We start from the raw sequence: 14,510 nt of genomic DNA on the forward strand, positions 1-14,510 counted from the left end.
GCATCGCTACTCTGAGTCTAGGGTCTGTGCTAAGCACTAATAAACAGTATACACATTTCAAAAATTAATTTCAACTATAAAATCTATCGAATGAGTCAAGGAAATTTGCTTGACACTTTTTCACTTTTTTATTGCATTGTGAACAAAGCTCTTGTATAATAGCCTATGTTGAATATTTTATGATACCGGTATGGAATCATGTTAATGTGGAGGTGAAATTTTTGCCAATTATCAAATCAGCTATTAAGCGTGTAGTTACTAATGAAAAAGCTGGCGCTCGTAATTCTTCTCAATTGAGCTCAATGCGTACTGCTGTTAAAAAGTTCGAAAGTGCTAAGACAGCAGGTTCTGAAAATGTAGAAGATTTATATAAGGCAGCTGTTAAAGCTGTTGACCAAGCTAAATCAAAAGGTTTAATTAAAGCAAATAAGGCTGCACGTGACAAGTCTCGTCTTACAGCTCGTTTAGCAAAATAATAAAAAAGCGCTCTTCGAAATGAAGAAGCGTTTTTTTTTACCTTTTTTTTGAAAAATATCCCAGCATAAACAACTGAAATAATTGACCCGCATTCTTTTGTGATGACTTCATCTGTTCTTCTAATTTTACTAATCCTGAATATTTTTCACTTAATGTTTTTCTTGAATATTTTCTGCTATTTTGTAAGGCCAGCTTAACTCTGTACGGATGTACTTTCAACGCACTTGCAATATTTCCTTGTGCATACCCATGTTGTTGCAGTATTTGAACTTGTAAGAGTAATCTGACCTGACTAATCAAAATTGCATTAATTTTTAGTGGTTCCTCGTGCTGTTCAATTAAATCATCATACATCTCAATTGCAACTGCAATTTTATCACTTAACACTAACTCACCCAAATCAAATATATTTTGTTCTAGCGTTTGAGCAACCATTCTATCTACCATTTCTTCACTGATAACTTTTGTTTGATTAGCCAATAAAAAAAGTTTAGAAAGTTCATTCGTAATTAATGATAATTTCCCCTCAGTTCTTATTTTCAATAAATCATAAGCTTTTGCTTCAATTGTATATCCATTCTTACTAAGGAGATTTTTAACTTCTCGCGCGGTATCTTTTTCAGAAGAATATCCACTCTCAATCAAAGTTGCATTCTTTAATAACTGTTTTGTTATTTTCTTGCGTTCATCGAGTTTTTCATAAGGTGCAACAAAAAGCATTATCGTTCGCGGTTCAGGATTTTTAATATAATTTGATAATTCGTCTACGTTCTGATCTAACTTTGTTTTTTTACCCTCGGCAGTTAAAAAAATTGGGCGCTTAATAATTATTAGTTTCCTTTCTCCAAAAAAAGGAGCTGAAAGTGCATCACTTAATGCATCTGTGAGTAAATTAACCTCCATATCATATTGTCCAATATTCATCGCTCTTTCTTCTTCAGGAATACATTCGATAAATGCTCTAACAACTTTTTCTTGAATATACGCCTCTTTCCCAAGAACTACATAGATATTGTCAAAAAAATCCCCTGCTATCTTTGTAAGCAGTTCACTAATCTTCATCTCATTTCACCATTTTCCTTTAAAAAAGTTTTAATTATTGTTTCATTATTTTTCGTGGGGATCACCTGAATCATACCAGCATTTGCGGTATTAACATATGGTACTTTAAACTCATCCAAAGTCGCTAAAGTTTCTATATTAGGATGCCCATATCGATTATTACGGCCCGCAGAAATTACTGCAAATTTTGGCTTTAATTTATTCACATATTCCTTTGCAGTAGACGTCTTACTACCATGATGGCCTATTTTTAGTATATCAGCTTGTAGTGTTTTGAAAAGATTGATTACTTCTTTTTCACCATCTTGATCTAAGTCCCCACTTATAATAAATGATGTCTTTTTTAAATTAAAACTCACAGCTATTGAATCTTCATTCTTTCCTTCACCTCTAATAAAAGGATGCAGAATTTTAAAAATACCAATCCGATCAGCTTTCACAATCGAAATTGGATATACTCTATTCATGTCAATTGTAGAGTCTGCCAAACGAGCTTGGAAGGAAGTTAACGAGTCCATTCCATCAGGCACAAACAACCGATTAATCTTTATTTTCTGAGTGAGTGATGGGAAATTTCCTACATGGTCAGTATCTTGGTGTGTCAAAAAAAGATTATCAATTTTGCTGATGCCCTTACTGAGTAAATAATTTGCGATAATTGTTTCACCCATCGTTTTAGATGTCCGCTTCTTCCATTCTTCATTGTTGTTGAATGTAACTTTGCCACCCGTATCTACTAAAGTGATGCTCTTATTAAAGCGTTCCCTAATTAAAGTACTATCACCCTGACCAATATCGAAATAAACTACCTGATCTTGTAATGGAAATCTGATTATTACAGCACAAAAAACAAATGAAATACTCAGATAAACCAATATTTTCCGCGAGTTTTCTCTCCGTTCTGAGAGTAGCAACAAAACAAGCCAGAGTACTACAAAAAATAATGGTGGTTTTCCATAATCCCAAGTAAGCGGCCAAGAACTTAAAGAAAATAATATTTTTGTAAAAACCATAAGAACTTGATTACACAGAGTTCCAAGTACGGGAGCTATGGCACCAATAACAACTGCTGGCATCACTATCCATTCAAAGAAAGGAACCATTCCAACTGATAAAAATGTAGTTAACCAATTCCATTCATAAGTGTTCCATAACACGATTGGAATACTATATGCCGTTAGTTTTAATCCTAAATGAATCGGATTAACTTTTCGATTAACAATTAAAATAAAGGTTAATAAATAACTCAACTGGGCTCCCATTGAGAAAATAATCAACGGGCACCAATACAAGTTAATTATTAAAACAAACGATTCAACGGCAATCCCTGAAACTGTTTTTTTGAAAAAAATCTGGATGAATAATATTAGCCAACTCATCATTACTGCGCGTAATAAACTCGCAGAAAGACCACCAAGAATAGCATATAGTGGTAATACCATCAACAAAAACCAGGAACAAAACTCATCTGTTATATATAATTTAGCAAAAAGCCACCTGAGTATTGCTATAATATAAAAAACATGCATTCCTGACAGGCTAAAAAGATACAATAACCCTAACTTATTGATAATTTCAATTGGATTACTAAAATCAGAATCATAATACCCAAGTAACAGTAATTGGCTGTACCCAGCAAGTGGTTGAGCTATTTGTCCCAGGTAATCCAGTAGATACTTGCGAAAGTCACGAATATGGGCTAAAACTGTAGGTTCCCAAATAAATTTAGCCTGATTTTTTTCCAATTCATTAAGTTCTGCTATCTTTACTATATTCACTATATTTTTTGTCTTTAAGAATTCTTGATAGTTAAACTGATTTTCATTTGTTGGACTGTCAGGTTGCTTAACCGTTCCTGAAAATAAAAAAACGTTTGTCTTGTTGTAATCGAGAAACAGCTTTTTTTCATCCTCTGTCTTGAAGATATAAAAAGACTGAACTTTTTGTTTTCCTTCAATCCAAAAAGCTGAAAACTTAAGCAAATCACCATCAATTTGTAAATCATCAGGGTAAACAACTAGATGCTGTCTCGTTATTTCTGTTTCATTAATTATTGAACGTGCAGTCATTTCCTTTTGCCACATAAAAAACACAACTAATGTAGCTACCACAAAAACAAGCCATGCCGTAAAAATTGGCATACTTCTGAGAGCAATCATCCTAATCAAAATTAAGATTAAAATTATTAAGGCAATCCAATTATAGGAAAACTTAAAAAAACAAAGTACCACTGCAGTTATTGCAAAAAGAAATAAATTATTTTTTATGAATCAATTTCCTTTATATTTTCAAACAGAGAATCTGTTGCTACTTTTTGCAAATATGCCGCATCAAGTTTAACTTGCTCAACCTCAACATTTTTTAATTTCATCAACTTCAAAGCATATTCATCATTATGATAATTTCTTAGAAAACATATCTTTTTTATTCCAGATTGCAAAAGCATTTTTGTGCACTGCAAACAAGGAAAATCTGTGACGTAGACTTCTGCTCCCTCTGTTGCAACACCAAACTTAGCACACTGCAATACTGCATTCATCTCTGCATGAATCGTTCGAACACAATGCCCATCAACTAAATAACATCCATGGTCAATACAATGCTCGTCGCCAGAAACTGAACCATTGTAGCCACCAGCAATGACTCGTTTATCACGTACTAATATCGCTCCAACTGAAAGTCTTTCACAAGTACTACGTAAAGATAATAAGACTGCTTGCATCATAAAATATTGATTCCAGGGAATCCTCTTATTCTTCATACTCTCACCTTTCAATAATTTATTTAATATAATAATATATCAGAACTTATTATTCGGCAATACTGTTATATTATGGCGATACATCGAGATACATCTGGAATTTTTCAAATGTCTTATCTCCCACGCCTGAGATATCCTTTAATTCATCAAGTTGATTAATTTTTCCATGTTCTGTTCTATAAGCAAGAATCTGTTCTGCTTTTTTATCTCCTATTCCTGGGATCGTCTCCAATTCTTCCTTTGTAACCTGATTAATATCATATTTTCTTGTTCCTGACTCATTAGTGGACTGAGCAGTACTTGTTACCTTTGTATCAGCCGTGATTGCTCCACTACTTTGTACAGTAGTTGTTAATGAATTAGAAAACTCACCTTCAAAAGGGATATAGACAACAATTTGATCTTGCAAAATCAGTGCTAGATTCACTTGATTTTTATCTGCATTTTCAAGCATTCCGCCAGCCTTTTTAACAATCTCGTTCACACGTGCGCCATTTTTCAAAACATAAACGTCTGGGTATCTGACTGCACCTTTAATATCCACAGAAATCGCTGCTGTATTCTTCGAATTTTCCTTATCAGTAACATTTGATGCGGATGTCATCACCGCCTTACTGCTATTTGTTGAAAAGCTGAATGTTTCATTATTTTGTGATGAATCGTTTTTTAAAATGTATACAAGAAACACACTGCCTAATCCTAAAAAAACGAAAATTACTATAATACATAATTTCTTATTCTCTATCCATAATTCATAAAGTCTATCCACAAGTCCTCCCCCCATGTTATTAAGTACGCTAGAAAATTATTCTTGACAAAAATATAATGAAAAAGCACCCCATAATAATCAGATTTTGGGGGTCTACCCCTAAAGTAGGGGCACACCTCATTTTGTCTAACTATTATGAGGCACTTCATAACAAGTCTCATATCCGGTCCTTCTATTAACTAATATATATGCTTACTCCACAAATCAAACCCTCAAAAAAGCTCCATCCTAGGTAAATAATAATGCCAAGAGTGCCAAAATTGCTGGTAAACCTTGCGATAAAATAATTTTTGGATTTGCTGTCAATGCGCCATATATCGCTGCAACAACAACAAAGCCAATAAAAAGCAATAATCCAGAAAAAACTGCATTACTTGGAAAAACAAATAATACTAAGAAGATTCCTACACCAATGAACCCATTATATAAACCTTGATTAGCCATGGAAATTTTTGCCTCTTTTTGACTTAAATATTCTGGTGACAAACCGAATGCATTTTGTGCCATCTTACTTTGGACTGCAAACATCTCTAGTAGCATTATAAAAAACGCTTCGATAGCTACGAGAATAACTAAAATATAACTTAAGGTGCTCAAAAAAAGTCCTCCTTTTACATTATTTGTTTTCCTTCAAATAGGAAATTGCATCCGTGATAACCCTAACAGGAACGACCTTGATTTTTAAATTGAACTTCTTAACAGCTTTTTTGGCTTCCTGATAATTTGATATAGCCTGTGGATCAGCTTTTTTTTCAATTGCAGAAACTGGATTATTCGGTGCAAAAAATATTTTAGCACCTGCTCGATCAGCCGCAACGACTTTCTTATCAATTCCTCCGATATCTCCCACCTCACCATTACTTGAAATCGTACCTGTTCCAGCAATATTGCGCCCTAATTTCAGATTGGTTCTAGATAACTGCGAATACATCTGAAGCGCTAGCATTAACCCTGCAGACGGGCCACCTATTCCTTCCATATCAGTTTTTATTTTTGTGGCACTAATTATCCTTGTTCTTTCAGCAAGCGAAATTCCAATCCCACTTCTATTTGTTCCAGCTAATTTAACAGTCTGTCCTGTTGCCTTTTTTTGTTTCCCATTTCTTAGATAGGTAATCTCAATTGGCGCTCCTTTTTTTTGTGAACGCACATAATTCATAAAACTGGTAGTATTTTCAAAGTGCTTATTGTTTACAGCAGTAATTGTATCGCCAACTTCGAGTTTATTCTTAAAAGTTGAATTTTTCAGAATAGACATTACATATATTCCCAAATACTCTTGCCGATATGCTTTATGTGTCAAATGCAAAGAAACTGCTTTGGCTTGGTTTACAGCGTCACTCATGTAATATGACTGAATTCTATCAAATTCAGAATCAGTTTCATTTCCAGATATTTCATCCTCTGGAATACGTGAAGTATACTTATCCAAGTAACTAGTCAAATAAAGTAGCGGTGTTGCTCGCCCCAAACTAACATATGTTAGCATTAGTTCACCTTTTGTTTTATCTTTTTTTCCACTGACTTTAACATAATCAGCAACATTAACAGCTTTTCCAATTGTCTCTAAATAAAATGGCAAAGGTAAGAAACAGATAAGTGCTAAAACAATAACCCCTAATGCTGCTAAGATATAAATCTTCATTTTCTTCATATCAGTTTATCCTTCAACGCCTCTTCAACATTCACTGGAACTAATCCCGCCAAATCACCATCAAATTTTGCAACCTCTTTAATCAAGCTGGAAGAAATATGTTCGTATTCTTTATTGGTAGGTAAAAAAAGCGTTTCTAAATCTGGATTTAATTTCTTATTAATCGCGGCAATATCCGTCTCATACAAAAAGTCACGTCCGCTCCTGAGGCCCCTTAAAATTACTTGCGCTTGTAAATCCTTAGCAGCTTGAACAGTTAATACATTCTCACGGGCCGCAACAGTAACATTTTCAATATTTTGAATCTCATTTTTAATCAGCGCTACTCTTTCTGTACTCGAAAAAAGCCCAGATTTACTAGTATTGGTCATCACAAGTACCACAATTTCATCGAATATCAAAGAAGCTCTCTTTATTAAATCAAGATGCCCACATGTAATCGGATCGAAGCTTCCTGGAAATATTGCCTTCATAACTATTCACCCCTGTATCGATAAACTACAACTTCTGTAATTCCATAATCAGCACGTCTAGTTAACTCCAAATTTAAAATATTATCTGGTAACTGTGCAACTTGGTCAGTCTCGCAAATCACGACTGCATCTTCATTAAGTAACTGCAAATCAATAATTTTAGTTAACAACGATAAGATTTTTTGCTGTTTATACGGTGGATCTAAAAAAAGATAGTCCACAGTAATTTTATCTGCATGCAACTTGGCAAGTATTCTCTCTGCATCATTCTTGAATACCGTAAACCTCGCCGGTTCTTTAGTAACTTCAATATTTTCATTAATTGTCTTAATCGCCTGATACTGCCGATCTACCAAGTATGCATGCTCAAGTCCCCTTGATACAGCTTCGATGCTCAAGCCCCCACTTCCTGCGAACAAATCGAGCCCTACTCCACCGCTGAAGTAGGGTCCAATTATATTGAACATTGATTCCTTAATTTTATCGGTTGTTGGCCTTGTTTTCATGCCTGGTACTGCCCTTAATCTTCTACCACCATAATTACCAGCTATAATTCTCATAATCTCACTCTTTATTATTCTTGTATTTTTCACGGTCTTCATCTGTCAGCCGATACATCTTCCCAACAGTGTCCGTAAAACTTATTTCAACATCTGGCAAGGGTGAAACCATTACCTTTTTCACATAACGCATTCCTGAAAGCTTTTCAATAGTTTCTGAAACTTTAATCCTATCTGTATACAAAATTACATATTTCATTTTCCTTGAAACATAGTGAATTGTTCCAAATCTACGTAATTGTCTACTATTTTTCAAGTGATACAAGTAGACAATTACTCCTTGACGTTCATTTAATTCTAAACTCATTAGTTCCCACCTTTGTTAATGATTATTACAAGTAAACCTTGGTCATAGGCAATACCAATTTTTTTAGTTTTCGAAGCAATCAAACTATCCCAGACATTTTGTTGCAATTTTGTCTTTTCAAAAAAAGTCGTTGCATTGTAGAACGGAAAAATGACGTACATTTCAAAGTTCTTAGTATTTAAATCAACATCTTGATATAGTTTTTTCGAAAAGCTACCTTGACTTAAACTCAAGAAACGATTTTGACCAACATCACCACTTGTAATATCTTCTAATAAATTTGCATGGCTTGCTCTAAGATAACGTTTCGGATTTTTTTCCAATACACTAATTATCCTCTGTGCACTCTGCGTCAACGGGTCACCCACTGGTAGAGTTGTATTCGCGAGTATTCGCCTTTTAGTATTGATCACCTGCATTAAATCATAAGGAACCATAATATCCAACTGGTTCCAATTAGTTTCCCCTTGATATTGTGAAGGAATCGGCGTTCGAGAAATAATTTGATAGATATTTTTCTTCAAAAGCATCCCTGTGTCTAAAAATTCCAAAGCTATTACTCTTTTAGAATTAGGCTGTAAGTACGGAATCACATAGCTTCCGTTTGTAAAGCCAATAAGTGGGTGATTATTCAAATCATTTTCCGATAATTCAAACTGAAAGTTTTCTTCACGATATGAAACCTCAAAGTTTGCATATAACGTCGACAATCTCAGAAGCTGCTTGAATGACATCCCTACCCTTAGTTTTGAATTGTTACTTACCAAATTTCCTACTACAACTATTGAACAAATCTTCTGTGTATACTGATCAATTCCAACTTTTAAATAATTAGACGAATCAAGATTATAGAGCAACCATTTTACATTTATTGCGCTATCCATAGTCGCCTCTGGCCGTCCAAATTTTTCTTCAAATTGATTACTTTCCATACCAATATAACTTGCAAATCCTTGTGTTTTAATACGCATGATTTGAGGTGTAGTTAACCGTGCATTTGCTTTTTGAATTCTTTCGGTACTGCGCTGTTGTTTATTCTTAGTGCTTTGATCGCTATAAATAGCGCTACAATACATAACAAGCAGAGAAAGAAACAATACTAGTATGAAATTTCTAATTGTTCTCAAAACTAATTTTATTCTCATCTTTTAGCTTTTTGTAGGTTCTATTTCAATTAATAAATCCTGCGTCTCTAGAATGTCTCCCGCTTTCACATAAATATGCGTTATCTTTCCATCTGTGGGTGCCTTAATTGTTGTCTCCATCTTCATCGCTTCAGTTACAATCAAAGGGATACCCTTTTTTACAACCTGTCCCTTTGAAACCAGTACACTCAAGACAGAACCACTAAGAGTTGCTCCAATATGCTTCGGATTTGTTGGCTCAGCCTTTAGTATTTTTTTGACTTTTCCCTTCTTACTCTTATCTTGAACTACAATTTGTTGATCCTGACCATTTACCACAAAGTATAGAATTCGCTTACCATCTTCATCTGCTTCACCAATTGAAGCCAACTTAACAATCAAAGTCTGCCCTTTGCCACGTTCAATATGAACAGTTTCTTCTATCCGCATTCCCTGATAAAACGTTGTCGTATCAAGTGGAGATAAGTCTCCAAAATTCGCTACTGTCTGTGCATAATCAACAAATACATCCGGATATAGCAAATAACTCAATAATTCCTCTTCAGTAGGTAGATGCTTTAACTTGGTTCTTAACTCAGTGTTTTTTTGCGCAAAGTCAATTGGCTTTGCCAAGCTACCCGGACGAACTGTGATTGGTTCACGATCCTTCAAAACAACTTTTTGTAAGTCTTTTGGAAAACCACCAACCGGCTGTCCTAAATCACCCGCAAAGAAATTAACAACAGATTCTGGAAAATCTAAAGTTTCCCCCCGTTCAAAAATATTTTTTGCATCTAATTTATTTTTAATCATAAAAATTGCAAAATCTCCAACTACTTTTGAACTTGGTGTTACCTTTACAATATCCCCCAACAACTCATTAACTTCTTTATAGGTTTTCTTGACTTCCTCAAAATCTCTAATTCCCAAGGCCTTGGCCTGTTGCTGCAAATTTGAATATTGACCACCTGGCATCTCCGTTTCATAGATGTCCGTCTGTGGTGCTGTAATTCCATTCATGAAATCCTGATAAAAAGGCTTAACACCTAACCAATAACGATTAATTTTTTCAACATTTTCAATATTCACATCAGGCTGTCTTTTATCTCCCGACATTGCGTAGTACAAACTACTCATGCTTGGTTGACTAGTTGTTCCTGATAGTGCACTTGCAGCAACGTCCACAATATCAACACCAGCTCGTGCAGCTTGTAGATAAGTTGCAATCCCATTTCCAGTTGTATCATGCGTATGCAAGTGGATTGGAACATCCAAATCTGCTTTTAAAGTTGAAATCAATTCATATGCAGCTTGTGGCTTGAGTAATCCAGCCATATCTTTAATACCAATTATTTGCGAACCAGCCGATACTAAATCCTTTGCTAATGTCCGATAATACTGTAAATCATACTTGTGCTCAGCAGGATTTAACACATCACCTGTATAACACATTGTTCCTTCTGCTATTTTACCAGTATCACGCACAAATTGGATACTCTTCTCCATTTGTGTCACCCAATTTAGACTATCAAAAATGCGGAAGACATCGACCCCATCTGCCGCGCTCTTTTTAATAAAGCGCTGTAATACATTGTCTGGATAATTCTTGTACCCCACAGCATTAGAACCTCTAAATAGCATTTGCAATAAAGTATGCGGCATGGCCTTACGAATCTTCTTTAGTCTTTCCCATGGGTCTTCATCCAAGAAACGATAGGCAACATCAAAGGTCGCTCCTCCCCAAACTTCGGCAGAAAATACATTAGACAGTGCATTATCAAATGCCTCGGCAACTGGCAGCATATCTTTTGTACGCATTCTAGTCGCAAAAAGGCTTTGATGTGCATCACGCATCGAAGTATCCGTCAACAATAATTTTTCTTGTCGCGTTACCCAACTCATCGCTTCAACTGCGCCCTTACTATCCAACATACTTTTTGCATTTTCGTATTCAGTAGGAACAGTGAAATCATTCATAAGACGGATTTTAGGAACAAAAATTTTTTCATGTCTTTCTGCACCTGGGAAGCCATTAACGGTAATACTACCGATATATTTTAGTAACTGATTTGGTGTGTTTTTAGGGTGGTTCAAGTGGAACAATTCCGGAGTTGAATCAATAAATGTTGTATGAGCCTTTCCAGAAATAAAATCTGGGTGATTAATCACATTGTGCATGAAGGGAATATTCGTTTTGATACCTCTGATTCTAAATTCATCAAGTACACGGTCCATTTTCAAAACTGCGCCACTAAAAGTCCTCGCTTGAACACAGGCTTTAACCAACAGTGAGTCAAAGTAAGGGCTGATTACGGCACCTGCATAAGCATTTCCACCATCTAAACGGACTCCAAAGCCACCCGGTGAACGGTAAGTTTCAATCTTACCTGTATCAGGCATAAAATTATTCTCAGGATCCTCAGTTGTGATTCGACACTGAATAGCATGCCCATGAAAATTCAATTTATCCTGTCTTGGAATCTCCAAGTCAGCAAACAAATCTGCCCCTGCAGCAATTAAGATTTGTGACTGAACAATATCAATACCAGTTATCATCTCAGTAATTGTATGTTCTACTTGAACACGCGGGTTAACCTCGATAAAATAAAAATCTGTGTTGGTAACCAAAAATTCAACAGTTCCTGCATTTTGATAATTTACACTTTTCATTAAAGAAACAGCAGCTGTACAAATTTCTAGCCTGCGCTCGTTACTTAATGAACTTGGGGCTACCTCAATAACTTTCTGATGTCTTCTCTGAACTGAACAATCCCGCTCAAATAAATGAACAACATTACCATGCTGATCAGCCAAGACTTGAACTTCAATATGTTTAGGATTCTTTAAATATTTTTCAATATACAATTCTTCGTCACCGAAGGATTGTTTAGCCTCACTCTGTGCTCTGTTAAAACTTTCTTTGATTTCTGATTCATCATTTATAACTCTCATTCCTCGGCCGCCGCCACCTAAGGCTGCCTTAACCATAATAGGATAACCATGCTGCTTAGTGAACTCTTGGACTTCTTCTAAACTATAAACAGGTCCATCACTTCCAGGAATTGTCTGCAATCCGGCATCATGGGCAGCTTTTTTAGCTGCCACCTTGTCTCCAAAAATCGCTAGCTGCTCTTTAGTTGGACCGATAAAAATAATTCCCGCTGCCTCACATTTTTGTGCAAAAGTTTCATTTTCAGACAAAAAACCATATCCAGGATGAATTGCATCTGCACCAGTTTCTTTTGCAACTCTAATAATATCATCCATATCAAGATACGCTTCAATCGGTTTTTTACCCTCTCCAATCTGATAAGCTTCGTCTGCCTTAAATCGATGAACAGAAAATTCATCTTCCTTGGCATATACGGCAACAGTTTTTACCTTAAGTTCCTGGCATGCACGAATTATCCGAATTGCGATTTCGCCACGGTTTGCAATTAATATTTTTTTCATTAGAATCCCACTTTCTTGAATTGAATAATGAATCTCTAAAATCACAAAAGCGCTATTAATAAATCAAATCTTTCCCTTTCGATTCCGCTTTTGGTTAATCGAAATATTTATTACTATTCCTAATGCAAGAGATAAAACAATCATACTTGAACCACCATAAGATACAAATGGGAATGTAACACCTGTAATTGGCAGCAATCCATTAACTGCGCCGACATTGAATAGAGTTTCGATTCCCATAAAAGTTCCAATTCCATAACAAATCATTGTTTCGTATGGCCTACTTGCTCTAATTCCAATTAAAAAAATTCGCAAAACAATCCAAGTAATTAGCAGCAGTACAACCATAACACCAACTGCCCCAAGCTCCTCACTAATAATTGCTATGATAAAATCTGTATACGGCTCAGGTAAATATCCTCTTTTTTGCACACTATTACCAAGCCCAACACCGAACAAACCACCATTACTTATCGCATAGTAAGAATTAATCAATTGCTGCCCGCTTGTTGATGAAACATTAAAGGGATTATAGAATGCTGTTAGTCTAGCATACATATACTCAATCTTTGTTCCTTTGAGGGGCGCGGGATCCCAAAAGCGCAAGAGTTGAACTACTATAATTATTGAACCCAATATTCCAGACAAGCATAGTAGCGACTTACGATAATCTTTTCCACTCGCATAGTACATTACCAAAGTAATGAATGCATTGATTGAAAAACCTCCTAAATCTGGTTCGACTAAAACAAGAATCAACAGTATTGACACTAATATAACTGGTTTCCAATTAGGCTTACTAATCAATGTACCCATTGAGTTTGAGTGTTCACGGTTAAAAGTAATTTGTGCCATAAAAAGAACGAGGTACAGTTTGCAAAGCTCAGCCGGCTGAAAACTAAATAATTTCAAATTGATCCAACCGTTAGCTCCATTGACTGCAGTAGTAAAAAACTTAGCATACAACAATAGTACTACCATTACAAAAAAACCAATTATTATAAAGTTGCGGTGAGCCAATTTGATGGTCGGAATCATTATTGAAAAAAAGACACAGCCTAATCCTATCACAACATAAAGCAACTGCTTCATTAGGTACGTATTAGTTGCCGCCCCCGCATATGAGAGGTTTATTGAACTGGCAGAATACACCATAACTGCACCAATACAACATAAAATTATGTAAGGTACAAATAAATAAAAATCGAAATACCTCATCTTATCTCTAAATTTTTTCATGGCAATCAGAACCTATTCATCCTCTCCCACTGAAATATAAATGCTTGAAAGCAGGTGTTCTAAGTCCTGAATCATTTGCTGAGCCTCATTCATGGTTATCAGGCCACAACGCTCGGCCAAGTGCACTTCTTTTGAAAAACCAAAAAGCTGTGTATCTGCAACTTCTTCAAAAGCGGGGCACTGAGACAAACATAATAAGTTCCGCTGTTTATCTAATAACACCCGAATTTTCTCAGAATCAGCTTGCAGAATTTCCAACATTTCTTGTCTTGATACAAACTCCTGCACTGTTACTGCCCCCTTTCTAAATATACGGTAATTATAGCATACTAGTTTTTTTCTTGAAATATACCATCGTGGACTTAAGTGCCAATTATAATGTCTGTCCTTGTAGTTTATTATGTAACCAAAATTCGTATTTTTCAATTGATTTATATCGAAAAAGCAATTATTTTCTCCAGTTTACGAACTCTATTATTTTTTTGGAGCTATTTATAAAATAAAAAGAAACTTTTTTTAATTCTTGCAGTCATTAATAACCAGAGATATTAAATTTTTGCCTAACAAAAAGTTCTAATATTAACTGATTTTCACCAATTAATACCAGAACTAATCTTAGATTGTTTATTTA

General features: G+C 35.3%; 14 protein-coding genes. 1 reads left to right on the plus strand and 13 read right to left on the minus strand.

Translation table 11 applies throughout. The features are described 5' to 3' along the window. The first annotated feature begins 221 nt into the window (after positions 1-221). Entirely contained in the window at positions 222-476 is a 255-nt protein-coding gene (gene rpsT / locus ABF682_RS07770) for a 30S ribosomal protein S20 (RefSeq protein ID WP_289977297.1), read from the plus strand. Between the two features lie 37 nt (positions 477-513). On the opposite strand, the gene holA is transcribed toward rpsT, so the two are convergent. The 13 genes from holA to ABF682_RS07835 all read right to left on the minus strand — a co-directional run bounded on the left by holA (position 514) and on the right by ABF682_RS07835 (position 14,167). Beyond that, positions 514-1,539, minus strand: a complete 1,026-nt coding sequence (gene holA / locus ABF682_RS07775) for a DNA polymerase III subunit delta (RefSeq protein ID WP_415619449.1) — start codon at positions 1,537-1,539, stop codon at positions 514-516. Continuing rightward, positions 1,536-3,680 carry a DNA internalization-related competence protein ComEC/Rec2 gene (locus ABF682_RS07780; RefSeq protein ID WP_415619450.1) on the minus strand — a complete coding sequence of 715 codons (2,145 nt, stop codon included), beginning with the start codon at positions 3,678-3,680 and terminating at the stop codon, positions 1,536-1,538. Before ABF682_RS07780 ends, holA begins: the two co-directional genes overlap by 4 nt. Before the next feature lie 122 nt (positions 3,681-3,802). After that, positions 3,803-4,300 carry a ComE operon protein 2 gene (locus ABF682_RS07785; protein WP_415619451.1) on the minus strand — a complete coding sequence of 166 codons (498 nt, stop codon included), beginning with the start codon at positions 4,298-4,300 and terminating at the stop codon, positions 3,803-3,805. A 70-nt stretch (positions 4,301-4,370) separates the two neighbouring features. After that, positions 4,371-5,069 (minus strand): ComEA family DNA-binding protein, encoded by a 699-nt coding sequence (locus tag ABF682_RS07790; protein WP_289977303.1) that lies wholly within the window; start codon positions 5,067-5,069, stop codon positions 4,371-4,373. A 228-nt stretch (positions 5,070-5,297) separates the two neighbouring features. After that, the gene (locus ABF682_RS07795) at positions 5,298-5,666 is read right to left on the minus strand and encodes a DUF1304 domain-containing protein (RefSeq protein ID WP_289977304.1); all 369 of its coding nucleotides are present in this window, start codon (positions 5,664-5,666) and stop codon (positions 5,298-5,300) included. A 19-nt stretch (positions 5,667-5,685) separates the two neighbouring features. Next, the gene (locus ABF682_RS07800; RefSeq protein ID WP_289977305.1) at positions 5,686-6,723 is read right to left on the minus strand and encodes a SepM family pheromone-processing serine protease; all 1,038 of its coding nucleotides are present in this window, start codon (positions 6,721-6,723) and stop codon (positions 5,686-5,688) included. Further along, positions 6,720-7,196, minus strand: a complete 477-nt coding sequence (gene coaD, locus ABF682_RS07805; RefSeq protein ID WP_415619452.1) for a pantetheine-phosphate adenylyltransferase — start codon at positions 7,194-7,196, stop codon at positions 6,720-6,722. The genes ABF682_RS07800 and coaD overlap by 4 nt, the downstream gene beginning before the upstream one ends. A 2-nt stretch (positions 7,197-7,198) precedes the next feature. Further along, positions 7,199-7,756, minus strand: a complete 558-nt coding sequence (rsmD, locus tag ABF682_RS07810) for a 16S rRNA (guanine(966)-N(2))-methyltransferase RsmD (RefSeq protein ID WP_415619453.1) — start codon at positions 7,754-7,756, stop codon at positions 7,199-7,201. A gap of 4 nt (positions 7,757-7,760) precedes the next feature. Next, positions 7,761-8,063, minus strand: coding sequence for a YlbG family protein (locus ABF682_RS07815; protein ID WP_289977308.1), 303 nt, complete (start codon positions 8,061-8,063; stop codon positions 7,761-7,763). Further along, positions 8,063-9,208 (minus strand): CAP-associated domain-containing protein, encoded by a 1,146-nt coding sequence (locus ABF682_RS07820; protein ID WP_415619454.1) that lies wholly within the window; start codon positions 9,206-9,208, stop codon positions 8,063-8,065. Before ABF682_RS07820 ends, ABF682_RS07815 begins: the two co-directional genes overlap by 1 nt. Before the next feature lie 3 nt (positions 9,209-9,211). After that, positions 9,212-12,640 (minus strand): pyruvate carboxylase, encoded by a 3,429-nt coding sequence (locus ABF682_RS07825; protein ID WP_289977310.1) that lies wholly within the window; start codon positions 12,638-12,640, stop codon positions 9,212-9,214. Between the two features lie 63 nt (positions 12,641-12,703). Continuing rightward, positions 12,704-13,879 (minus strand): FtsW/RodA/SpoVE family cell cycle protein, encoded by a 1,176-nt coding sequence (locus tag ABF682_RS07830; protein ID WP_415619455.1) that lies wholly within the window; start codon positions 13,877-13,879, stop codon positions 12,704-12,706. A 12-nt stretch (positions 13,880-13,891) separates the two neighbouring features. Further along, positions 13,892-14,167: a DUF1507 family protein gene (locus ABF682_RS07835; protein ID WP_289977315.1), complete on the minus strand. Its 276-nt coding sequence runs from the start codon at positions 14,165-14,167 to the stop codon at positions 13,892-13,894. Positions 14,168-14,510: the final 343 nt, after the last annotated feature.

Origin of the sequence: Liquorilactobacillus sp., assembly GCF_047719775.1 — a bacterium.
GTDB lineage: Bacteria > Bacillota > Bacilli > Lactobacillales > Lactobacillaceae > Liquorilactobacillus.

Excerpts from the sequence above, each read along its gene's own strand:
- rsmD (WP_415619453.1), bottom strand. The coding sequence starts at position 7,756 with ATGAGAATTATAGCTGGTAATTATGGTGGTAGAAGATTAAGGGCAGTA.
- ABF682_RS07830 (WP_415619455.1), bottom strand. The coding sequence starts at position 13,879 with ATGAAAAAATTTAGAGATAAGATGAGGTATTTCGATTTTTATTTATTT.
- ABF682_RS07780 (WP_415619450.1), bottom strand. The coding sequence starts at position 3,680 with ATGCCAATTTTTACGGCATGGCTTGTTTTTGTGGTAGCTACATTAGTT.
- holA (WP_415619449.1), bottom strand. The coding sequence starts at position 1,539 with ATGAAGATTAGTGAACTGCTTACAAAGATAGCAGGGGATTTTTTTGAC.
- ABF682_RS07825 (WP_289977310.1), bottom strand. The coding sequence starts at position 12,640 with ATGAAAAAAATATTAATTGCAAACCGTGGCGAAATCGCAATTCGGATA.
- ABF682_RS07785 (WP_415619451.1), bottom strand. The coding sequence starts at position 4,300 with ATGAAGAATAAGAGGATTCCCTGGAATCAATATTTTATGATGCAAGCA.
- ABF682_RS07820 (WP_415619454.1), bottom strand. The coding sequence starts at position 9,208 with ATGAGAATAAAATTAGTTTTGAGAACAATTAGAAATTTCATACTAGTA.
- ABF682_RS07815 (WP_289977308.1), bottom strand. The coding sequence starts at position 8,063 with ATGAGTTTAGAATTAAATGAACGTCAAGGAGTAATTGTCTACTTGTAT.
- coaD (WP_415619452.1), bottom strand. The coding sequence starts at position 7,196 with ATGAAGGCAATATTTCCAGGAAGCTTCGATCCGATTACATGTGGGCAT.
- ABF682_RS07800 (WP_289977305.1), bottom strand. The coding sequence starts at position 6,723 with ATGAAGAAAATGAAGATTTATATCTTAGCAGCATTAGGGGTTATTGTT.